This is a genomic window from Flavobacterium sp. UBA7680 (assembly GCF_002482975.1).
Lineage (GTDB): Bacteria > Bacteroidota > Bacteroidia > Flavobacteriales > Flavobacteriaceae > Flavobacterium.
On the sequence record NZ_DLHA01000043.1, the window covers coordinates 38,298 to 61,711 of the forward strand.

At 32.5% G+C, this 23,414-nt stretch carries 20 protein-coding genes and 1 other RNA gene; 10 read left to right on the plus strand and 11 right to left on the minus strand.

Annotated features, from left to right (window positions below):
• Window positions 1-20 precede the first annotated feature (20 nt).
• The 3 genes from B3C18_RS18735 (at window position 21) to B3C18_RS18745 (ending at window position 1,436) form a co-directional block, all read left to right on the plus strand.
• The gene (locus B3C18_RS18735; protein WP_291150112.1) at window positions 21-329 is read left to right on the plus strand and encodes a hypothetical protein; all 309 of its coding nucleotides are present in this window, start codon (window positions 21-23) and stop codon (window positions 327-329) included.
• 19 nt (window positions 330-348) lie between these two features.
• Complete coding sequence (locus B3C18_RS18740; protein WP_291150114.1) at window positions 349-744, plus strand: hypothetical protein; 396 nt, start codon at window positions 349-351, stop codon at window positions 742-744.
• Window positions 745-1,205: 461 nt separating this feature from the next.
• Window positions 1,206-1,436 carry a type II toxin-antitoxin system ParD family antitoxin gene (locus tag B3C18_RS18745; protein ID WP_291150117.1) on the plus strand — a complete coding sequence of 77 codons (231 nt, stop codon included), beginning with the start codon at window positions 1,206-1,208 and terminating at the stop codon, window positions 1,434-1,436.
• 159 nt (window positions 1,437-1,595) lie between these two features.
• Here the strand turns inward: B3C18_RS18745 and B3C18_RS18750 are convergent, their stop codons facing one another.
• The gene (locus B3C18_RS18750; protein ID WP_053470661.1) at window positions 1,596-1,889 is read right to left on the minus strand and encodes a hypothetical protein; all 294 of its coding nucleotides are present in this window, start codon (window positions 1,887-1,889) and stop codon (window positions 1,596-1,598) included.
• 126 nt (window positions 1,890-2,015) lie between these two features.
• On the opposite strand from B3C18_RS18750, the gene rnpB reads away from it, so the two are divergent.
• The 3 genes from rnpB (at window position 2,016) to B3C18_RS18765 (ending at window position 4,660) form a co-directional block, all read left to right on the plus strand.
• Window positions 2,016-2,343: RNase P RNA component class A (gene rnpB, locus B3C18_RS18755), an RNA gene on the plus strand.
• 31 nt (window positions 2,344-2,374) lie between these two features.
• The gene (locus B3C18_RS18760; protein WP_291150122.1) at window positions 2,375-3,625 is read left to right on the plus strand and encodes a cation:dicarboxylate symporter family transporter; all 1,251 of its coding nucleotides are present in this window, start codon (window positions 2,375-2,377) and stop codon (window positions 3,623-3,625) included.
• A gap of 117 nt (window positions 3,626-3,742) precedes the next feature.
• Window positions 3,743-4,660, plus strand: a complete 918-nt coding sequence (locus B3C18_RS18765) for a ketopantoate reductase family protein (RefSeq protein WP_291150125.1) — start codon at window positions 3,743-3,745, stop codon at window positions 4,658-4,660.
• 150 nt (window positions 4,661-4,810) lie between these two features.
• Here the strand turns inward: B3C18_RS18765 and B3C18_RS18770 are convergent, their stop codons facing one another.
• From B3C18_RS18770 to B3C18_RS18780, 3 genes are all read right to left on the minus strand, one after another.
• Window positions 4,811-5,005, minus strand: coding sequence for a hypothetical protein (locus tag B3C18_RS18770; RefSeq protein ID WP_291150128.1), 195 nt, complete (start codon window positions 5,003-5,005; stop codon window positions 4,811-4,813).
• A 93-nt stretch (window positions 5,006-5,098) separates the two neighbouring features.
• Window positions 5,099-5,785 (minus strand): response regulator transcription factor, encoded by a 687-nt coding sequence (locus B3C18_RS18775; RefSeq protein WP_291150130.1) that lies wholly within the window; start codon window positions 5,783-5,785, stop codon window positions 5,099-5,101.
• A 10-nt stretch (window positions 5,786-5,795) separates the two neighbouring features.
• Window positions 5,796-7,154, minus strand: coding sequence for a sensor histidine kinase (locus tag B3C18_RS18780; protein WP_291150132.1), 1,359 nt, complete (start codon window positions 7,152-7,154; stop codon window positions 5,796-5,798).
• Window positions 7,155-7,402: 248 nt separating this feature from the next.
• Between B3C18_RS18780 and B3C18_RS18785 the strand changes: the two genes are divergently transcribed.
• Window positions 7,403-9,520: an outer membrane beta-barrel family protein gene (locus B3C18_RS18785; protein ID WP_291150136.1), complete on the plus strand. Its 2,118-nt coding sequence runs from the start codon at window positions 7,403-7,405 to the stop codon at window positions 9,518-9,520.
• An 83-nt stretch (window positions 9,521-9,603) separates the two neighbouring features.
• Here the strand turns inward: B3C18_RS18785 and B3C18_RS18790 are convergent, their stop codons facing one another.
• A complete protein-coding gene (locus tag B3C18_RS18790) occupies window positions 9,604-10,209 on the minus strand; it encodes an RsmD family RNA methyltransferase (RefSeq protein WP_232680122.1) in 606 nt (201 codons plus the stop codon).
• Window positions 10,206-11,027, minus strand: a complete 822-nt coding sequence (locus B3C18_RS18795; RefSeq protein WP_291150141.1) for a DUF3822 family protein — start codon at window positions 11,025-11,027, stop codon at window positions 10,206-10,208. Before B3C18_RS18795 ends, B3C18_RS18790 begins: the two co-directional genes overlap by 4 nt.
• A gap of 354 nt (window positions 11,028-11,381) precedes the next feature.
• On the opposite strand from B3C18_RS18795, the gene B3C18_RS18800 reads away from it, so the two are divergent.
• The 3 genes from B3C18_RS18800 (at window position 11,382) to kdsB (ending at window position 14,664) form a co-directional block, all read left to right on the plus strand.
• On the plus strand, window positions 11,382-12,791 hold the full coding sequence (locus tag B3C18_RS18800; protein WP_180858851.1) for an ATP-dependent DNA helicase: 1,410 nt from the start codon (window positions 11,382-11,384) through the stop codon (window positions 12,789-12,791).
• Window positions 12,792-12,955: 164 nt separating this feature from the next.
• Entirely contained in the window at window positions 12,956-13,786 is an 831-nt protein-coding gene (gene ygiD / locus B3C18_RS18805) for a 4,5-DOPA dioxygenase extradiol (RefSeq protein ID WP_053470670.1), read from the plus strand.
• A 143-nt stretch (window positions 13,787-13,929) separates the two neighbouring features.
• Window positions 13,930-14,664, plus strand: coding sequence for a 3-deoxy-manno-octulosonate cytidylyltransferase (kdsB, locus tag B3C18_RS18810; RefSeq protein WP_291150145.1), 735 nt, complete (start codon window positions 13,930-13,932; stop codon window positions 14,662-14,664).
• Between the two features lie 222 nt (window positions 14,665-14,886).
• Here the strand turns inward: kdsB and B3C18_RS18815 are convergent, their stop codons facing one another.
• The 5 genes from B3C18_RS18815 to B3C18_RS18835 all read right to left on the minus strand — a co-directional run bounded on the left by B3C18_RS18815 (window position 14,887) and on the right by B3C18_RS18835 (window position 23,387).
• Window positions 14,887-16,239, minus strand: a complete 1,353-nt coding sequence (locus tag B3C18_RS18815; RefSeq protein WP_291150148.1) for a hypothetical protein — start codon at window positions 16,237-16,239, stop codon at window positions 14,887-14,889.
• 229 nt (window positions 16,240-16,468) lie between these two features.
• Window positions 16,469-18,880 carry an alpha-ketoacid dehydrogenase subunit alpha/beta gene (locus tag B3C18_RS18820; RefSeq protein ID WP_291150151.1) on the minus strand — a complete coding sequence of 804 codons (2,412 nt, stop codon included), beginning with the start codon at window positions 18,878-18,880 and terminating at the stop codon, window positions 16,469-16,471.
• Window positions 18,881-19,067: 187 nt separating this feature from the next.
• Window positions 19,068-21,815 (minus strand): aminopeptidase, encoded by a 2,748-nt coding sequence (locus tag B3C18_RS18825; protein ID WP_291150328.1) that lies wholly within the window; start codon window positions 21,813-21,815, stop codon window positions 19,068-19,070.
• A gap of 290 nt (window positions 21,816-22,105) precedes the next feature.
• Entirely contained in the window at window positions 22,106-22,834 is a 729-nt protein-coding gene (locus B3C18_RS18830; protein ID WP_053470674.1) for a TIGR00730 family Rossman fold protein, read from the minus strand.
• Between the two features lie 193 nt (window positions 22,835-23,027).
• The gene (locus B3C18_RS18835) at window positions 23,028-23,387 is read right to left on the minus strand and encodes a cupin domain-containing protein (protein ID WP_291150154.1); all 360 of its coding nucleotides are present in this window, start codon (window positions 23,385-23,387) and stop codon (window positions 23,028-23,030) included.
• Window positions 23,388-23,414 lie beyond the last annotated feature (27 nt).

Consider the following 23,414-nt stretch of genomic DNA (forward strand, 5'->3'; position numbering starts at 1 on the left):
AAAACAATTGAAATATATTTATGAATCAGAATAACCTATATTCGTTATTAGATTTAATTTGGGAAAAGCCACATTTGTATATTGGGGATAAACATTTATCAACACTTTATTATACGATAAACGGTTATCAATTATATGTTTTGAATAATAAAGTAAACGAAAATCTAATTCCAGAATGGAGTTCATTTCATGATTTTGTATCTGTACAATTAAATTATTCTGAATCTACTTCGGGTTATAGAACGATGATACTTGAAACCTGCAATTTTGATGAAGAAAAAGCATTCATTGAATTTTACAGACTTTTTGATCTTTTTAGAAAAATCTAATTTAAACGAAACTAATTATTTGAAAATTACAAGTCAATTCTCAGTAGAAGATTTTGAAAGGATTAAACAATTTATTCTAAAAAAAGGAAACAGAAAAACCTATCGAAACTTCGATAACAATAATCCGTTTTATGATTTTGGAAAATTTCAAGGTTATTTAGGAGCCGACATTGGACAGCAAAATATTTACAACGACCCTAAAATATCTGATTTTAATGAATTGACCTTAAAAGATAATGATCACTATTATAAAATTCTGATTGTTAGAAAGGGAGATATTCTAGCTTCTAAAAAAGGAATTCAAAACGGAATGCAGGAAAATGAAGTTTATTTTGTAGATGTTTATCAGGAAAGATTAGATAAAGCTCCTGATTTGCTATTGGAGTATCTGAACTTAATAAAAGCAATTAATTAGTTACATTAAATGAAAGACAATAAAGAGATTGATGAAATACGAATAAAGTCTAGATTCTTTTCCCGACTGCTTATTTTCGAAGTTGCCTATTGCTCTGTTTGGTATATGTTTTTTGCTGTTTGTATTTCAAAATCTAAGTTTCTTTTTTCTGCGTATCTATCTGTTTTAATCGTTTTGCCATTTGTATTAAATGTTTATCTCTACCGCAAAAGCATTAAAAATCAAGATTATATTCAGGCTAATAATGTGATAATTATTCAAATTTTAATTTTATTCCTTTTGTTTAAATGTTTTATTCATAAGTAGAAATAGCTTTTTATTTAACCGCAAAGTTCGCTAAGCTTTACGCAAGGTTCGCAAAGTCATTGGGAGGAACGAAGCAATCTCATGTAGAAATTCGGCAAAGATTTTTTGTAAATATTATCAATTTTAGGCAACTTTACATTTTAGATAAAATTTATATGGAAAGAAATCCTTCTACATCTTTAGTATATCATTCAGATGATTTCATTGAAAATAATTTTTCAGAAAGAAGATCTGAAAAAAAGAATGAAGTTAGAGATCGATTTGAAGACGATAATAAATTATTAATTTTAAAAAGATTAGTTCAGGAAGGAATTGACAGTGGTCTTAGTTTGAATTTCGATCCTAAAAATCATCTCGAAAATTTAAAATCAAAAAGAAAAAAATGACTAAATATCTTTGACCAATTAAGCATTCAAAAATTAGTAGATTAATTGTAAAAATTTCCACATTTTATGTCATTTCGACGAAAGGAGAAATCGCACTAGAAATTCCGTACAGTTGATCTTCAATCTTCGTCGAAATGACAAAACTGGATGTAATCATAATTACCTTCCCCTAATACTTAAATCAAATAAAAATTTGGCAGTTTCCTGATCTGAATCGGCGGAAAAACCTGCTACATAAACGCCCTTTTTACCGTTAACGGACTTAATTCCGTATACAACTGCCTCATCGCCAGGGTCAGATTCCCCTTCGTATCGATACACATGAACAATTTCAAATTTCTCAGGATTCTTTTTAATCGCGTCTGCATTTCGATTAAAATCACAAGTAAATCCTTTCTCATTCAATTGATCTAAAGCCTTTGAAACAGTTGCGTAGTGATACATTCTTTTCATGATAGACCGAATTTAAAAATTATGGAATTTTAAAGATAACTATTTTAAAATTAAAATGTTACGAAAACCAAGCGAAAATCAGAAATTTAAATTCATTATTCTTAGTCTATAAAGTGTTACTTTTGCAGCGCAGACCGCCTTATCGCCGTTCCAATTAGGGAGGGAGGAAAGTCCGGACACCACAGAGAAGCATAGCGGGTAACGCCCGTCGGTCAAGATAACTTGTTATCGGGATTAGGACAAGTGCAGCAGAAAGTATGTACAGGTAATGCTNNGCTGTAGTGAAACCAGGTAAACTCTATGCGGTGAAATACCAAGTATATCAGCATTTAAGGGCTTCTCGTCCGTTGTTGAAGGGTAGGTAGCTTGAGTCATGCAGTAATGCATGATCTAGATAAATGATAAGGCCTTGATTTATCAGGGACAGAATCCGGCTTATAGGTCTGCTTTTTTTATATATTTGTGAAAGACTCTAATCTATCTTCATGAATATAACCACTCCAAATCCTGCTTCAAAAGCAAACAAAAGCCTTTTTAAAACTATAATTACCAATCTGACATTTTGGGTTTTAATAGCCATTATTGCCGGTGTTTTACTCGGACATTTTTCACCGGATAATGGTGTGAAAATGAAAATTGTAGGCGAAAGATTTGTCGATATTATCAAACTATTTATTGGTCCAATTATCTTTTTGACTATTGTCTTAGGAATTTCCGGAATGGGAAATCTAAAAAAAGTAGGCCGAATTGGGGTTAAAGCTTTAGGATATTTTGAAGTAGTTTCAACCGTTGCATTAGCCATTGGCGTTGCAGTTGCTTATTTATTTCAACCCGGAAAAATTGACAAATCGGGATTGACTTTGGGTGATGCAAGCCAATATACAAACTCAAGTGCAAAAGATTTTTCTTGGCTTCAGTTTTTCTTTTCCAATTTTACACTACAGGTTTTACTGGCAGCAATTGTATGCGGAATTGCCTTGAATTTTTATAAAAAAAGAGAGCAGACCATTTTAGTTTTAGAACGAATTTCAAAAGTCGTTTTCATCGGCTTAAAATATGTAATGTACCTTGCTCCAATTGGTGCTTTTGGCGGAATGGCCTATACAATTGGTAAATTCGGATTAGAAACTTTAATTCCGTTAGGGAAATTAATGCTTTGCGTTTATCTCACCATGGCGTTGTTTGTTTTCCTAATTTTAGGAACGATTCTGCGCTATTATAAAATAAGTATACTTTCGATTTTAAAATACATTAAAGAAGAACTTTTACTGGTTTTGGGAACTTCCTCTTCTGAAGCTGCTTTGCCAAGTATTATGGTTAAACTCGAAAGAATGGGCTGCAGTAAATCGGTTGTGGGATTAGTGATTCCAACAGGATATTCCTTTAATCTCGATGGAACTTCGATTTACTTGTCGATGTCGGTGATATTTTTGGCGCAGTTGTACGACGTACATTTGAGTTTTTTCGAAATTTTGACAGTTATCGGAATATTGATGATTACTTCAAAAGGTGCAGCAGGCGTAACCGGAAGCGGATTTATTGTTCTAGCGTCAACTTTAACAGCGCTGCATAAAATTCCTGTAGAAGGTTTGGCTTTTTTATTAGGAGTTGATAAATTTATGAGCGAAGCGAGAGCTATTACAAACTTGATTGGAAATACAGTCGCAACGATTATAATTTCGAAAACAGAACACGATTTTACAGAACTGGATTTGAATCCTGTTTTGGAGGAATAATTTTGTTTTGCCACTAAGACACAAAGGCACTAAGTTTTTGTTTTTCTTTTTGGCTTAAAATAACTTTGTGACTTAGCGCCTTTGTGGCATTAATTTGTAGCATTAAATTGATTTATTATGAAAAGAATTGGAATTTTAGGACTTGGAGGGGTTGGAGGTTATTTCGGCGGACTTTTGGCGAAAGCCTATCAAAAATCTGATGATGTTGAAATCATTTTTATCGCACGAGGCGAAACTCAAAAAGCGATTGCCGAAAATGGATTAAAGATTGTAACTGATGATTCTGAAGTAATTGTTCGTCCGAATTTAGTTTCGAATAATCCGTCGGAAATTGGAGAATTGGATTATTTAATCTGTGCAACCAAAACATATGATATTGAAGAGAGTTTAACGTCTTTAAAAAATTGTATTAAAAAAGAAACAATAATTCTTCCGTTATACAACGGCGTTGATGCGCAGGAAAGAATTCAAAAAATATTTCCTGAAAATGAAGTTTTACAAGGCTGCGTTTACATTGTTTCGATGATTTTTTCGCCTGGAACTATTCGTAGAATCGGATTTTATGAAAAGTTGTTTTTTGGATCTAAAACAGCTTCGTTTTCAAAATTAGAAGAATTACAGAATATCCTTCAAAAAGCAAAAATCGAAAGCTATTTAGTGGAGAATATAGAAGAAACCGTTTGGGAAAAATTCATTTTTATTTCAGCTTTAGCATCTGCAACTTCTTATTTAAATCAGAATATTGGTGAAATTTTAAGTAATTCAGAAGCGAAAATAACCTATATCGAACTACTTCATGAAATTGAAGATGTGGCACAGGCAAAAGGCCTGAAATTACCACATGATATTGTAGCGCAGACGATTCAAAAATTAGAAAAATCGCCAAAAGAAGCGACTTCGTCAATGCACAGAGATTTACTGGCCGGAAAAAATACCGAAGCACTATCACTCACACAATATGTGGTAAACGAAGGAAAAAAATACGGCGTAAAAACTCCTCTTTACGAAAAGATTGCAGCTGTTTTGGTCAAATAAATTTTTTTAAAACACATAGAAACATAGGTTTTTAGTTTTAATTAAAAGAATAAAAAAATCTCGCTTTTACACATAGTTTGCTATTGTAACTTAATGCGAGTGAAACGACTTTTTTACGTCTTAAAACTATGTTTTTATGTGTTTAAAATATTATGATTCGTCTTTTGTTGTACGAACCAAACTGATTCCTGACGTAAAGAAAACGATTCCCAGAATACCGTAAATAATTACAGATTTGATATCTCTGGTTTCTGCTGATGCGCCGGCAAAAAGTACCGCCGTATAAATAAGTCCTACAATCCCGAGAATTGTTAATAATCCTCCGAAAAATCTTTTTAGGTTCATGACTTTAGATTTTTAAGTTATTAACAAATATAGGATTACAATCTGTAAGAGTTGTTACAGAATTGTTTCGTAAACTTTATATGATTTGCAGGATTATTTTTGAATTTTAAATTCTAAACCAATATTTCGAACGCTTTCAATTTTGATTTTTGGATCTGAATTAAAATATTTTCTAAGCCTGCTGATAAAAACATCCATGCTTCGACCTGAGAAATAATCGTCTTTTTTCCAAACAGACATTAAAATATCATCTCTCTTTAATAATTGATTATGGTTGAGATATAAATACTCAATAAGAGCAGCTTCTTTCTCTGTAAGCTGCTGCACGTGATTTTTGTTATTGAGCGTTAAACGTTCGTTATCAAAAATATACGAACCAATTTCAATAGTATTGTTTCCGTCCAGACTTCTTTTTTGCTCGATTCTCTTCAGTATATTCTGCAAACGCAGTACCAGTTCGTCGACTTCAAAAGGTTTCGCAATATAATCGTCTGCACCTAGTTTTAATCCAATGATTTTGTCTTCTTTTAACTTTCTTGCCGTTAAAAAAATAAAGGGAGTTTCGGGATTGATTGTAATTATTTTTTCGGCCAATGAAAAACCGTCCAGTTTGGGCATCATTACATCAAAAATACAAATATCAAAAGTTTGATTTTTAAAATAATCCAAAGCTATTTCGCCATTTTCTGCCCAAATTACTTCAAATTGATGAAGTTCTAAATATTGTTTTAAAATTGCTGCAAAATCGTGATCGTCTTCAGCTAAAAGTAATTTTTTCAAAATAGGGTAATTAAACTTTTAATAAAATAGTAAACTGAGTTCCTTTTCCTAAATCACTAATCACGTTAACAGAGCCCTGATGCGCTTTTACGATTTGGGCAACATAATACAATCCTAAACCTAAACCTTTTGTGTTGTGGAGATTTCCTTGTTCAACACGATAAAATTTCTCAAAAAGGAGTGATTGTTTGCTTTTTGCAATTCCAATTCCATTATCTTCAATACTAATCGAAAATTGATTTTCAACTTGTTTCGTTTTTACAATAATCGTGTTCGAACCGTATTTTACAGCATTTTCCAAAACATTTAAAAGAGCCGTTGTTAAATGAAATTTATCCAGAATCAGATTCGTTTTTTGAGTCTGAAAATCAGTTTTAATGCCAATTTTAGGATACGTGATTTTAAAATCATTTACAATTGTCTGCAGGAAATCTTCGGTTTCGATTTTTTCTTTTTTCAGTTCAATTTCATTTTCTGCCAATGAATTTGCCATAACCTGATCAATTAAACTTTGAAGACGATTGTTTTGACGCGAAATAGTATTGACAATTGCATTGAAATTTTCATCGTTTTCACGAATGTTTTTCTGTTCCAGAATTTTGGTCGAAATACCTAAAGTTGCCAAAGGCGTTTTCAGTTCATGCGTAATATTATTGATAAAATCGGTTTTTACATCGCTTACTTTTTTCTGTTTTATTAAAGCTTTAAGGGCAATTACAAAAAGCGTTATAAGCGTGAGAATCGAGAATAAAGACAAAACTAAAATAAAAGCCATTCGTCTTAAAATAATCATTTCCCAATCGATAACCGAAACGTACATCGAATCTTCCGTCAATAATTGATATTCCTGATTATCAAAAGTTCCGTTTGTAGTTCCAACATAATTGCGGACTAAAAAAGCATGATTTAGAGAAGCCAGATTTCCGTATAATTTGTTTCGAATAAAAGGCTTTTCAGAAAAAATAGTATCGGCTTTTTTGGTGTTTTTGTACAAAATAAATTTGTTGAGAACAATCGCAAAATCAATTTTGAAATTAGGTAAATCTCTTTCGAATTTTCGCTGAATTTGTGCCGTTAATGCGCTTCGGTATTCATTTTCTAAAATCCCTTTTTTAATGTCAATTTTAGAATTTTTTCCCTGAATGTATTTCTCGGATAAATGGGTATAAAGTGCTTCTTTTCTGGAAACTAAAACCGAATCAATATCGCTGTAATTATTAGAAATCTGAGCAATTTCATTTTTAATCTGCGTATGAAACTGTGCCACTTTATAATCGTAAGTGGTTTTTACCAAATAGCATTGCACAGTCGATAAAACGATCAACGCCATAACCGAAAATGCTATTAATAAATTGATTCTTTGTTTCATTTTGTTTTTTTGCCCGCGGATGATACGGATTAAACGGGTTTACACAGATTATATTTAAACTAAATCTTAAAAAATAAACCAGCGTAAACCCGTTTAATCCGTAAAATCCGTGGCCCATTTTCTCCACCCAAAAATAATGCTTTTATGCAACAAAAATGACGTTAACTCCGCATTAACCTTCAATTAACCTACGCAGCGCTTTTTTAGAAGCATTTTTGCATCATCACAAAATCAAAAAACTTTTAAAAATGAATATTTATCTGCCCTTAAAACTTCTTCTTGCGCTTTTACTTTTTTGTCTTTCATTTGCTGTAAAGGCTCAAAATGAAACACAGAAAGATTCCATTTCAAATGAACAATTAAAAGAAGTTGTTATCACTCAAAACAAAAAAACGTTTACCAATACCAACGGAAATATAAAAGTTGATGTTGCTAATTCTGTTTATAATGCAATTCCAAATACAGTCGATTTATTGGCAAAACTGCCAACTGTGCAGGTAAGTTCAGACAAAGAAAATATTACCGTTGTAGGCAAAGGAAATCCGCTGATTTATATCGACAATCAAAAAGTGGGAATAAACGATTTAAATGCTTTGGCTCCCGCTGATATTAAAACGATCGAAATCATCCAGAATCCATCTGCAAAATATGAAGCTGAAGGTCGTTCGGTAATTTTGATCACTCGAAAATTCAGTAAAAAAGACAGTTTTAGAACTGAAATTTCTGAAGTGGCTTCTTTTAAGAAAAATTACAACAATTATCTGGGATTGAATACGAGTTTCAAGAAAAACAAATTCGAATGGAAAGCTAATTTCAATTACAACCGACTCAATCCGTGGGAAAGTCATAGTATTGATTATCAAATTCAAAATGCAGACATTGCATCTAAATATGATGTTATGGCCGAAACGAAACGAAAGCAATATGTTTTTGGCGGAGGTTTATTTTATAAAATAAATGACGATGATTATTTTTCGTTTAATGTTAGTTCCAGACTTCGTACAGACACTTTTCCCATTAATACTTTTACATACAATAAAAATCAAAACGTTGAAAACAACGTTTTAACCTGGAGCGATAATTCGAGTAAAAAGGATTTTGTAAACGGATTTCTGAATTATTCAAAAAAAATAAAAGCAATAAATACACAGCTTTTTGCAGGTTTTCAATATTCGAATTTTCAGCAGAATTTAGCAACTATGGTCGAAAATAATTATAACGATACTGAATTTGCTTTGTCTCAAAACCGAAATCAAAAGTTTAATGTTGATGTTTTTTCGGGAAGAATTGATTTCGAAAAAAAGTTTAAAAACGAACTAAATCTGGAATACGGCGGAGTTTATTCTGCAGCAAAATCCAAATCAAATACTGCTATTTTTGATTTCGAAGAAAATAAAAACACAGCTTTAGATTATGATTTTAAAGAAGAGAATTCGGCGGCTTATACACAGCTTTCGGGAAAAATTAAAAAGATCAGTTTTTCTGCCGGACTTAGAGTTGAAAATACCAATGTAAGCGGAAAATATAGAACAGATACTTCGGCTTTGATCGATAAAAATTACACGAATCTTTTTCCGAAAGTGCAGTTTTCTGTGGCAATAGACAACACTAAAAATATTAGTTTAAATTATGCTAAAAGCATTTCACGTCCCAATTATTCGTCGTTAAGTAATATTGCGACTTATATAAATCCGTATTTTATATATGCAAGTAATATCAATTTGGGGCCAACATTTAATAATGAAATTTCGTCGACTTTTCAATACAATGACAAATCAGTAAAAGTGAGTTATTGGCAAAATAAAAATCCTGTTTATAATAGTTTTCTCTATGATAAAAATCAAAATATAATGACTTTTAAAGATATAAATTTTGATAAAGAAGCGGGTTTAAGTCTTGATTTTGAATTGCCTTTTACCTATAAATTTTGGACCACTACCAATTCGCTGGTTTTTATTCTCGAAAAAATAGAAGATCCTTCGGCTGAATTTTTAGACTCAAAACCGTATTTATATTATTACTCCAACAACGAATTTAAGCTTCCAAAAGAATATACTTTTGTTTTAAGTTTTTGGGGATTAACGGAACAGAAGAAAGGTGTTTTTGAAAGAAATCCCAGATTTGTTGTTGATATGGCGCTTTCTAAAACATTCTTAAAAAAATGGAACTGTACTTTAAGCTGCAACAACGTATTTAAAAATGTAATTGAAACAGAAGAATTCACAATTAATGATACCAGTTCAAAAGCAAGATATGTAGTTGATGCTCATGAAATTTCGATTTCGGTTAAATATTCTTTTGGGAAAGTGAAAGAAACCGCATTTAAGGAAAAGAATGTGAATGAAAACGAAGATAGAATTCGATAAAATAAAAGATTCCAAATTTAAAATCCCAAATTCCAATTGAAGTTTGGAATTTGGGATTTTAAAAATTTGAAAATTGATATAGATTATCCTTCGTCTTCTTCAACAATTTTTAAAGGAGATTCTCCCGGAAGTTCTTCATCATCATCTGTAGAATTCAATTCAAAGAAACTGAAAAACGAACCGCCGTAACTTTTCTGAAATGAGAAATTACTTAAATGATCCATTTTAGTATATTTCGAATGTTCGATAATCATCATTCCATCTTCTGAAAGTAATTCTTTTTCAAAAACAGTAAGAACAATTTTCTCAAACGCAGTCTGATCTAATCCGTAAGGTGGATCGGCAAAAATAATGTCGTATGAAGTTTTGCAGTTTTCCAGAAACTTGTAAACGTCACTTTTAGTGGCTGCGATATCAAAATCGTATTCTGATGAAACTTGTTTAATAAATTTAACGCATCCAAAATCACCATCGATTGAGGTAATTGGTGCGCTTCCGCGTGAAGCGAATTCATAACTGATATTGCCGGTTCCCGAAAATAAATCTAAAACCTTTAAGCCATCAAAACTAAAATGATTATTCAAAACATTAAACAATGCTTCTTTACTCATATCAGTCGTAGGTCTTACAGGAAGGTTTTTTGGTGGGAAGATCCTACGCCCTTTGTATTTTCCTGAAATGATTCTCATGATTGAAATAAGATATAATGTTTTTGATTCTGAGCTGTTGTATAGTTGTTTTTTTCTTTTAAAGAGCTAACGTCAAGAAAAGAAATATTACGGATGTATTTGTAAGCAATGTCGTAAAACGGATCGTTTTGGTGAATTGTTCCAAGCAGTTCCAATTGAAAAATCTCTGGATTTAAATTTAATTGCTCGGCTGTAAAAAGAATGTAATAAATAAAATCCTCAGGAGTTTGATATTCAAAAGAGTTGAATAACAATAACTTTTGATTTTGTACCACGATAATTTCAAAATGCTCCGGATTAAAATTAACCACCATTTTTTTCTCGTCGTTGTTTTTTGAACCTTCCAGAATTTTCTCTACTAAAATACTGTTTACGTGTTTGTAATCGAAAGAACCAACGTTATCAATTAAAAAATTATTGATATTGATATACGGAATGTAAACCGAATGCATATCGTAATTTGAGATTTGATCGAAAGTAAAAAAATCGGTCTCAAACACTTTTGTAGTATACTGCAGGTAACTTCCTAAATAATCTTCATCAAACAATGGCGTTGGCACAAAAGTCGAAAGATTGTTATTGTGAATGACTAAAATGTCGTCGTAAGTTTCTTTTAACTCAGCATAATTTTTAAAAGCAGAAGCGTATAAATCTTCAATTTTATTCTGCTTTTGGGCAGCATCAAACTGAACTTCATTAAAAGCAGTAATCGTATTATTTAAGGTATCAAAACAACAAAAAGAGAATCCGTTCAGCGAAACCTGAATCGAAAGTTTTTTGTAATTTTTTGATGTAATATTAGTATTGTGTATTGACATAATTGATTTACAATTCGTTACCTGTTTTGTTTCAAGAAAGAATTTAAGGAGAGCACAAACTTACAAATTAAAAAGCAACTAATATAATTGCAATTTTAAAAAACAATATTACAAGAACGTTAGGGCAGGATTATCGTTGCGTTATTTTTTTTCTTTTTCTAAACCATATAAGTTATATAAGTAATTTAAGCTTACTGGATGTTTGTTTTGATTTTTTTAGAACATATAAGTTATGTGAATTCAAAAAGTTAGAACACTTAGTGTAAAACTTAAATTTACTTATATCACTTATATGGTTTTAAATTATTGACTTTGCCATTTAAAAAGTCGAACTTTGTGTTTCAAATTTACCTTATGAATTCAGCATCATTTTACGGCGTTTTGCAAAAAAGATTTCCTTTTGCACCTACTTACAAACAGGATATTTTTTTTCAAAAAATCGCCATTTTTTTGACCGAACCGGCAAACAATACCATTTTTGTATTAAAAGGATATGCCGGAACCGGAAAAACAACGGTGATTTCAACAATCGTAAACAATCTTGGAGATATTAATAAAAAATTTGTTTTGCTGGCACCAACCGGACGCGCGGCAAAAGTAATTGCGAATTATTCAAATACATCAGCTTTTACGATTCACAAGAAGATCTATTTCCCTAAAAAATCATCGGGTGGAGGAGTAGCTTTCACCAGACAAGTCAACAAACATAAAAACACCATTTTTATAGTCGATGAGGCTTCGATGATTTCAGACAGTACTTTAGACAGCGGTTCGCTTCTGGATGATTTGATTAATTATGTGTATTCGGGAACCAATTGTAAAATGATTCTTTTAGGCGATACAGCGCAGCTTCCTCCGGTAAATTTAGATATTAGTCCAGCTTTAGATACGCATACTTTGGGCGTGCATTACGACAAAGAAATTGAACATATCGAATTGGATGAAGTAATGCGTCAGGAAGAAAGTTCAGGAATTTTATTCAATGCAACCGAATTACGTGAATTATTGAAAGAAAGCTTTATTACGGAGTTTAAATTCAATGTAAAAAAGTTCAAAGATATCGTTCGTTTAACCGATGGATATGATATTCAGGATGCCATAAATACGGCTTACAGCAACTATAGTATTGAAGATACGGCTTTTATTGTCCGTTCCAATAAAAGGGCAAATCAATATAATGAACAAATCAGAACCCGAATTTTGTTTAAAGAAAGTGAGCTTTCTGTAGGCGATTTTTTAATGGTCGTAAAAAATAATTATTTCTGGCTGAAAGAAACGGATGAAGCAGGATTTATTGCAAACGGTGATATTATTGAGGTTTTGGAAATGTTCGGGATCAAAGAATTGTATGGTTTTACTTTTGCGAGAGTAAAAATAAGAATGGTCGATTATCCGGATCAAAAACCTTTTGAAACAGTATTGATTTTAGATACGATAAAAAGTGAATCTCCATCATTAACCTACGAAGAATCAAATCGTTTGTATGAAGAAGTAATGAAAGATTATGAAGATGAATCGACAAAATATAAGAAATTTCAAAAGGTAAAAGAAAACGAATATTTTAATGGCTTACAGGTTAAATTCTCATACGCTATAACGTGTCATAAATCACAGGGAGGGCAATGGAACACGGTTTTTGTAGAACAGCCGTATTTACCAAACGGAATCGATCATGATTATATAAGATGGCTGTACACAGCAATGACGCGTGCCAAAAATAAATTATATTTGATAGGATTTAAAGACGAGAGTTTTGAAGAATAGTTTTTTTGCCACAGATTAAAAAGATTCTCACTGATTTTAAAAGCAGACTTAAAAATCTTTTTAATCCTTTTAATCTGTGGCAAGAAAAAATAATTCGTGCTAATTCGTGAAATTGCTTCGCCTGTTCGCTATCGCTCGGGTCGTGGCGAAAAAAACTTTAGAAAATGACAACACTAAACGACTTACATTCGATTTCGTCTACGTTTTCGAATACAGATAAAATGCCGGTTTTGTTTTTAGGACACGGCAGCCCAATGAATGCTATTGAGGAAAATCAGTTTGTGGCTGGTTTCAGAAATCTGGCAAAAACATTACCGCAGCCTAATGCGATTTTATGTATTTCGGCGCATTGGTTTACAAAAGGCACAAAAGTAACTTCAATGGAAATGCCGAGAACAATTCATGATTTTGGAGGATTTCCGCAGGCACTTTTTGATGTGCAGTATCCCGCAAAAGGAAGTCCAGAACTGGCATTGGAAACTCAAAAAATCTTAGATCCCGTTCAGGTAGATTTAGATGAACATTGGGGTTTGGATCACGGTGCGTGGAGTGTAATTAAACATTTATATCCTAATGCAGATGTTCCGGTAATTCAGTTAAGTATTGATTATACAAAATCAGGACAATACCATTTTGAGCTGGCGCAGAAATTACAATCGCTTCGTCATAAAGGCGTTTTAATAATCGGAAGCGGGAATATTGTGCACAATCTTCGTTTAGTTGATTTCAGAAATTTTGATAAAGATAATTACGGTTACGATTGGGCAATTGAAGCTAGGGAAACGGTAAATAATTATTTATTAGATGGAAATTTTCAGCCGTTAATTGAGTACGAAAAAATGAGTAAAGCGGTTCAAATTGCAATTCCAACTCCGGATCATTATCTGCCTTTATTGTATACTTTAGGTTTAAAAGAAAAATCAGAAGAATTGAACTTGTTTAATGATAAACTTTTGGCTGGTTCATTGAGTATGACCTCAGTAAAAATAATGTAAACTTTGTGAATCTCTGCGAAACCTTTGTGCATCTTTGCGTAATAACTTTCACAGAGATTCACAAAGATTTGCACAAAGATTCGCAAAGAAAATAAATTAGTAATGAGGATGAGATTGCTTCGTTCCTCGCAATGACATAAAAAATGAAAATAATAGCGGTAATTCCGGCGCGATACGCATCAACACGTTTTCCTGCAAAACTAATGCATGATTTGGGAGGTAAAACAGTAATTTTAAGAACATACGAAGCTGCGGTTTCAACAAACTTATTCGACGATGTTTTTGTTGTAACCGATTCTGATTTAATTTTTGACGAAATTGTTTCTAACGGAGGAAAGGCCATAATGAGCATCAAAGAACACGAATCCGGAAGCGACCGAATTGCCGAAGCCGTTGCCAATCTTGATGTTGATATTGTGGTAAATGTACAAGGCGATGAACCTTTTACAGAAGCCGGACCTTTAGAACAAGTTTTATCCGTTTTTAAAAACGATGAAGAAAAGAAAATTGATTTGGCTTCGTTAATGCGCGAAATCACAAATGAAGACGAAATCAATAATCCGAATAATGTAAAAGTCGTTGTTGATCAATCGCAGTTTGCCTTGTATTTTTCAAGATCGGTAATTCCGTATCCAAGAGAAAAAGATGCCGGAGTTCGTTATTTTCAACACATTGGGATTTATGCTTTTAGAAAACAGGCTTTATTAGATTTTTACAGCCTTCCTATGAAATCTTTAGAAGCTTCTGAAAAGTTGGAGCAATTAAGGTATTTAGAGTTCGGAAAACGCATTAAAATGGTTGAAACCAGTCATGTTGGAATTGGGATTGATACGGCGGAGGATTTAGAAAGAGCGAGAGCTATGTTGAGAGATATTTAATTACTAGTAGTTTGAACGCGGATTTTACGGATTCGCTTTCGCGAAAGCGCGGATTAATACGGATTTTATGTCTTTGCGAGGAACGAAGCAATCTCACTTGCTAAATCTATACGTGATTATAATAGGGAGGTTGCTTCGTTCCTCGCAATGACTTTCACTTTGTGTATAAAAATAAAAGCTCCAAAATATTGGAGCTTTTTTTATTATCTAAAGAAATCAAATTTAATACACAACAACCGAAGTCACCTTACCATTTACGCCATAAAATTGTAAACTGGCCAGATAACCTTCGCAGCTGTAATCTATAGAGAATATTTTTGTTTTTCCGGAAAAGCCGTCATTGAATGCTGGAAAACAAGAACCTGGTCTGTTTGTTACTTCTTGATCAAAATTAGAATCGTTGAGTTCAAAGGCACGTGGATCAAATTTGATAATAACTATTGGGAAAAATTGAATGCGGGTAACGTTGCTGTTTTTAAAGGCTATTTCATAAGTACCATTCTTCGTTTTGTATCTATTCGCCGAATATTCGTCTCTGTTAAAACCTTGACCAACATTCATTTTAAAGTTTTTGGCAATTGGAGCTCCAAGGTAGCTTTTTACTATATCATCATTTTGTCCTATAAGAGAACGCAGTTTTATTTTATTTGGATGTTCTGTCTGCCATTTTTTAGCTGCTTCTTTTCTCTCTAAGGCAATTCTTATTTCCTCAGCTTTAGAATATTTATCATACCATGTTTTGCAGGCTTTATCACCGTAACCTTTTTCATGAAAATAGAGCAGATCTGTTTTATACAATAATAGACATGAATTTTCTGTATCTCCCATTTCTATCCCTAATGTTGCTCTTTCTATTGTTGTTTGATTATAAGCATAAGGTTCCAATTTATTGTTCTCAAAATAGTATTCAACATATTCTTGTCTTTTTTTTAGGATATCCAGCAGTTCATTTTTATCAACATTCGGATCGGCTTTTTTCGCTTTGTAAACTTTTTTTATACTATCGTAAGCAGCGGTATTTTTTTCCTGATAAACGGTAGAAATTTTGTATAAATTAGATTCGTTAAATAGTATTACTTTCTTTTTGGAATCTGTGAGTAATGAATTAATCTTTTCAGTATTAGCGATAACTTCTTCTTTTTTAAATCCATTGAGATAGGCATTAGAGAAATGTTCTAAAGCTTTATAAAAATAATATCCTTCACCAAAGTCTCCACTTTTAAATTCTCTTTCTCCACGTTCCAATGAATGCATTGCAAAATCATAATTTGCTTTAGACTGTAATTCAAAAGCTTCGCTATTATTTTTATCTAATAGTAAGGAATTACGAAGATTATCCACCGCATTTTGATATTTATAGGGATTTGTATCAGGCATTTCTAAATATTTTTTAGCGAGAAGTAGATAATAGTTGGAATCTTTCTCTTTATTTCTATAGGATTCGATTGGTCCCGGAGCATAAATTGTTCCTCTTAAGTTATATTCTGTATCAATAATTGAGGATGTTTGAGCGGTTACTTTTTGAATATTTAATGCTAATGAAATTAGAATAAGAAGTATTTTAATGGTTTTCATAATTTAGAATAAGTTGTTTTTGGTTTAATTTATACTAAAGATGGCAGAAACTGCGATTAAAAATTGGTAAGACTAAAATAATATTTATTCTGTTTTATCTTGTTAAATTATGATTGTTTTTTGAGGGTAATTATCAGCCAATTTTTAGATAACTGGATTTTTTTTAATAAAAAAAGCCCCAAATCAATTTTGACTTGGAGCTTTTACGTTATTTAAGTAATCTAAATTTTTAGTACAAACTAGGAAATTTAGAAGGATTAACTTCATTCATCATGCTGTAAATTTTCTCGAAAATATCTTCTGCAGAAGGTTTGGAGAAATAATCACCATCAGTTCCATAAGCTGGTCTGTGTGCTTTTGCAGCAAGCGTTTGTGGTTTACTATCAAGATATTTGTAAGCATCTTGTTCTTCCAGAATCTGCTGTAAAATGTAAGCCGAAGCTCCGCCCGGAACATCTTCGTCAATTACTAAAAGACGATTTGTTTTAGCGACACTTTTTACAATATCTTTATTAATATCAAACGGAAGTAACGATTGAATATCAATAATTTCACAGTCAATTCCTAAAACTAATAATTCCTCAGCAGCTTGTTGAACCAATCTTAAAGTCGATCCGTAAGAAACTAAAGTAATATCTGCACCTTCTTTTAATGTTTCAACAACACCAATTGGCGTTTTGAATTCACCAAAGTTCAAAGGCGTTTTTTCTTTTAAACGGTAACCATTCAAACATTCAATAACTAAAGCCGGTTCGTCGCACTCTAAAAGAGTATTATAAAATCCTGCAGCCTGAGTCATATCTCTTGGAACCAAAACATGGATTCCGCGAATAGCGTTTATAATCATTCCCATTGGAGAACCAGAATGCCAGATACCTTCTAAACGGTGTCCGCGGGTTCTGATAATTAATGGAGCTTTTTGTTTTCCAACCGTTCTGTATTGTAAAGTAGCCAAATCATCACTCATGATTTGAATCGCATACAATAAATAATCAAGATATTGAATTTCAGCAATAGGGCGTAAACCTCTCAAAGCCATTCCAATTCCCTGACCAATAATAGTTGCTTCACGAATCCCGACATCGGCAACACGAAGTTCTCCGTATTTTTCCTGCATGCCTTCAAGACCTTGATTTACGTCACCAATGTTTCCAACATCTTCCCCAAAAATCAATGTTTCAGGATATTTGCTGAATAAAGCGTCGAAATTATCACGAAGAATCATTCTTCCGTCTAAATCCGGTTTTGCATTTTCGGCATATTCAGGAAGTACTTTTTCTACAGAAAATACATTTTGTGCAGATTCTGAATGCAGGTTACTGCTGAATTTTCCCTGAGTCTCTCCAATAAAATTTGTAATCCAGTTTGATAAAAGAATTTTACTGTTTGGAACTTCTATAAAACGAAGAATCTTTCTTGCATAAACCAGAATTTCTTTCTTTAAAGGCGCTTTTATCGCACTTAATTCTGAAATATATTTTCTGATTCTATCTTTATGATTGATGCTTGCTTCTGCAATTTGCTCCAATAAATCTAAAAGATTTTTTTGGTCTTCAATAATCGGATTGATGAAATCATTCCATGCATCTTTTTTAGCTTCAAGAACTTCTTTCTTTAATTCAAAATCAATTTCAGCTAATTCTTCAGGAGATGCAATGTTAATAGCAATCATCCATAAACGCATCTGACGAATACAGTCAAAATCTCTTTCCCAGGCTAATCTTTCTGCATTTTTATAACGTTCGTGAGAACCAGAAGTAGAGTGACCTTGCGGCTGCGTTAATTCGTTTACGTGAATTAAAACCGGAATATGCTCTTCACGCGCAATGGCGCCCGCTCTTTCGTAAGTCGAAACTAACTCTGCATAATCCCATCCTTTTACTCTAAAAATTTCATAACCTTTAGAATCTTCATCTCTTTGATATCCTTTAAGAATTTCAGAAATGTTTTCTTTTGTAGTTTGATGTTTCGCGTGAACCGAAATCCCGTATTCATCATCCCAAACACTCATTACCATCGGAACTTGTAAAACTCCGGCAGCATTTATAGTTTCAAAAAATAAACCTTCAGACGTACTTGCGTTTCCTATTGTTCCCCATGCAACTTCGTTTCCATCTACAGAAAATTTATCTTTAATGGTAATTCCATTAACGTTTCTGTAAATTTTTGAAGCCTGGGCTAATCCCAATAATCTTGGCATTTGTCCTGCTGTAGGCGATATATCTGAACTTGAATTTTTTTGTTTTGTTAAGTCTTTCCAAGATCCGTCTTCGTTTAAACTGTGCGTTACAAAGTGTCCGCCCATTTGCCTTCCGGCAGACATTGGATCATGATTTAAATCAGTATGACCGTATAAACCTGCGAAAAACTGTTTAGAAGTTAATTCGCCAATCGCCATCATAAAAGTCTGATCGCGATAATAACCAGAGCGGAAATCCCCATTTTTAAAGGCTTTTGCCATTGCAAGCTGCGGTACTTCCTTTCCGTCACCAAATATTCCAAATTTGGCTTTTCCTGTCAATACTTCTTTACGACCTAAAAGACTACACTCACGGCTAGTTACTGCAATTCTGTAGTCGTTCAATACCTCTGTTTTAAAATCTTCAAAAGTTAAAGTTGTATTGCTTTTTTCTGTTATCATAATCTTGTGGGTCATGTTATGACTGCGAAATTACTTAAAAACAATCAATAATCATAATTCTTTAAAATAAATATAATTTAATTATTTGTATTTAAAAACAGAAAACTACGTACTTTAATTGTGTTATTTTTATGGTTTTTGTCTTTTTTGTGATAATAATTTATATTTTTGATTAAAATTTATTTAATTAAAACCATTTTCGGGTAAAAAGAGTGACTAATGCTTTTGGTGCCAAAGTGATAACAAATCTGATTTTTTCGTTGTAATTCTTTTGAGAAATTTCCCACCCGTTATTTGAATAGACCGGAAAATAAAGTTCAAAGTAGTCTGGAACAAGATTTAACCGCACTCCGCTATCATAAGCAAAAAATGCATCCTGATGTTTGTTTTTCAAAAGTCCAACATCGCCATAAACTTCAACCCAGTCCCATAAAGCATAACTGGCGTTTAAAGTGGTCATCCATTGATTACCAAATGAAGGGTCTATTTTTGATTTAAAACCTCCCTCGGCAATTACATATTGCTGGCTGAAAATCCCACTAGTTTCGGATCTTCCCAAAATATTATAGTCAAATAAATAATCTGTAGGCTTATCTAAACCAAAACTAAAATAATCAGAATTGGTTTTATTGTACAAGAAACTTCCGGCAAACAATCTTAAGTTTAGTTTTCGATTATTTTCAAATAATCTTCTGTATTCAGCTTCTCCCGAAACTTTTCCAAAGCCTCCGCCAAACTGAACATCAGTCATGAAATTAAAATGATTAACCAATTCCGTTTTTGTGTTTACATAACGCGCATCAAAAACAGAATAATTAGGTTTAGAATTATCTGTAATAAAGGCGCTTGCTTCCCTGTTTACAATTACCTGACGAAACAAAATAAGCTGTTTTCTATTGTCCCTAAAATTCTCTTCGCGAATGCGCAGCTGCACCATAGGATTTAATCGCAGGTAAGTAGCATCTGGCGCATAATGAAAATAGTTCTGACTTATAGAATATCGCACATTATATAAAGTACTGTTTCGATAAAACTGATTCAGCGAAAAAGCCGACGAACCAGAAATTGTTCCCGCTTTTATGGAATACGCAGGATTAATATCAAAAGTAAAAGGTTTGTCTAATATCGTTTTATTGTGAAAACGAATTCCCGGCGTTAATCCGTCATAATAATTATATGTCAATGTCGGAATATATAAAATCTGGTTGTAATAAGGATCTTCAAGATCTTTAGCAAAATTAAATTTTATAGGACGATTGGTAATAACCAGACTTTTTAACGATTTCCAGTTGTTTCTTTGGTTGAATTCCGGAACCTCGTTGTCGTAATTAATAACTAATTTATCCGCATTTTTTCGGTCAAATTGATAAACAGAATCTGTTTTTTTAGGTTCAATCCATTCCTTAAAAACAACTTCATTTTTCTTTAATCCATAAACCGGAATTGGAGCATAAATGTTTGTTTTGTTTTTTATCGAAAATTGAATGCTGTCTGCCGTTTTAGCAACATGCGTAAACTTATAGTCGATAATTTCTCTTGAATCGATTATAGTTTTAAAAAACCAGTCGATATTTTTTGGACTTTTATCGGTTAAGATTTTTTCAAAATCATAACGATTTGTCTGCTGCGTTTTATTTAAATTATAAAACTCCTGAATACTTTCGGGAACAATATTATGATTCAAATAATCATCAAGATAACTTAAACTTAAGCCCGCGCGGTATTTACTCGCAATTTGCTCGTTAAATTTTATCAGCGTATTCTTTGGATCTCCAAGCGGCTGATCCAGGTTTTTACGAGCCATCAGCATATAATAATAACTGTATTGCTCGTTAAAAGTCAGGTTGGTGATATTATAACTTCTAAAAAGTTTCATTCTCGAAAGTCTGCCCAGCATTTTTTCATCCAGATGATTTTCTTCCATATACTTCATCATGGCATAAATCTGGATTCCGTCATAAACCCAATTGTCTTTTCGAGGATCGAGGCGAAGTGAATTCTTTAAATAATTGTTCAAATAAGTTTTGAAGAAAGTTACTTCAAACATAAATTCATCCGAAAACGGACTCAGAAACGAAGGCAGCTGATTTAACCCATAAAAAGGATTTCGTTCATAATCTGCCTGCGAAACCGTAATTTTTTCATTAGGGTATTTACCAAGAAATTCATTTGCAAATGCTGCAACGCGATCAATTATAATCGCTTTTTGAACCTCGCTGATCTTTTTGTTTTTTAAATCCGAAAGAACTTCGATCGTCCCATTATCATAACTCTTAAAATTATTTTGTCTTTCGATAATTAAATTAAAGTCAGATCTGTTTTTTCCCGAAAAAGAATAATTAGTAAACGCCGAATTTGAAATATCTTTTGAAACCGAATTTAAATCCGTAGTAATCGAATAATCATTCGGGATTTTTATGTCAACCTCATAATCGACAACCGCATTTGCAATATCGTCAAGATTAAAGTTATTGTATCTTATAAAACGATGATTTTCAAAACGTGCAGGATTTAAAAACCAGTTTTTTAAATTCATTCCGTTTTGATTAAACCCATAATGCGTGAATTTATCACTCGGAATCTTCGAAATATAATTGATATGTAAAGTGATTTGTTCTCCCGGAAGTACTTTTTGGTTTAGCTTAACCAAAATAAAATCTGGGTTTTTATCTGTTCTTTCCCATTCAAGCACCGTAAAGCCTGAATCAGTAAGATTTAAAATTGTAGTATTTCCTCTTTCAATAGCTTTTGCCAAATGAAAACCGCGATAAAATTCATCAGAAAAACGTCTTGCCAAAGGCGTATTTTTATCTGCAAATGCATTATTCCAATCATTCAAAACAATCGAAACCAGCGTGTCGTTTGAAGTATTAAAATACGTAATATCCTGTTTTACATTCAGCGTTTTTAGCTCAAGATTAACCGCCACTTCCATCTTAGACTGATGTTGTGCATACTGTTTTATCGAACTAAATAAAACAAAAAAGAGAATTACAATTTTATATGTTGATTTCAAGAATTGGCGTAAAAATTATAAATATACCTAAAATTTCGTGCATAAATTATTCATGGCTTTATGTAAAAATAGCATAAAAAAAGCTGTTTTAAAAAACAGCTTTCAATTTTTATATCGTAATAGGTGTAAATTTAACCTTATAGGTAAAATAAGTGCAGATTTTTTTAAGAATACTTAATCTTACAAAATTTATTTACCCTACAAATATTTTAGAAATTCGGACTTAAGTCGTATTTCTTGTAGAATTTATCTAAAACATCAACAACTTCATCTTCAGTATCTACAATTTTGAATAAGTTCAAATCTTCAGGACTTACAGTTTGCATTTTTTCTACCAAAACTGTTTTTACCCAATCCAATAAACCAGACCAGAATTCAACTCCAACCAAAATAATTGGGAATTTTCCAATTTTTTTAGTCTGAATCAAAGTGATTGCTTCAAACATTTCGTCAAGTGTTCCAAAACCACCTGGCATAACCACAAAACCTTGCGAATATTTTACGAACATAACTTTTCTCACAAAGAAATAATCGAAATTCAGGTTTTTATCGTGATCTATATAAGGGTTAAAATGCTGTTCAAAAGGCAGTTCGATATTTAAACCAACCGAAGTTCCGCCGCCTAAATGTGCACCTTTATTTCCAGCTTCCATAATTCCCGGGCCTCCTCCCGTAATTACACCATAACCAGCTTTACTAATTTTAAAAGCAATTTTTTCTGCCAGTAAATAATATTTATCATCTGGTTTTGTTCTCGCCGAACCAAAAATAGATACACACGGACCAATACGCCCCATGCTTTCGTAACCGTTTACAAATTCGGACATGATTTTAAAAATCGCCCAGCTGTCATTTGTTCTAATTTCATTCCAGGTTTTTTGTTTTAAACTGTCCTGGATTACTTTATCCTCATCATTATCAAAATCTTCTAATCTCATTTTAGGTATTTTAATTATTTATATTTTATTAAGGTGTTCTATTTTGTCATCCTGAGCGTAGTCGAAGGAAGGAGCTAATCCTGCTGTCCACTATATCTTTTGCGGCGAACCCCGCCACAAAAGGATGCCGTTCCCATCAGGGCTAGGGCATTAGGTTTCAATTAAACAATTGGTTTATTCGAAGAATTCTTTATTAATACGTTTGTTCTTCAATTGATTTCGTAATGTTGCTTTTTACCTTTCCGGTATGTTCTGTAGTTTTAGATTCTATCAGCATTATCAAACATTCTTCTACCGATGAAACTCTATGATTTATACCTTTTTTTACAACAAACAAATCACCTTTTTTCATTGTAACTGCTGGTTCATTTTCAATTTCCATTAAGAGTTCACCATCGACAATGTAAAATAACTCATCTTCATTTTCATGATTATGCCACGGAACTTCCTGACCTTTTATTTTTGCTACTTTAATATATTGATCGTTTACTTCGTCAATTATTTTAGGCGAAAAATATTGGTCTACATTACTGAATTTGTCTTTTAGATTCATAGATTATATCTTAGTCTTTTTGTCAAA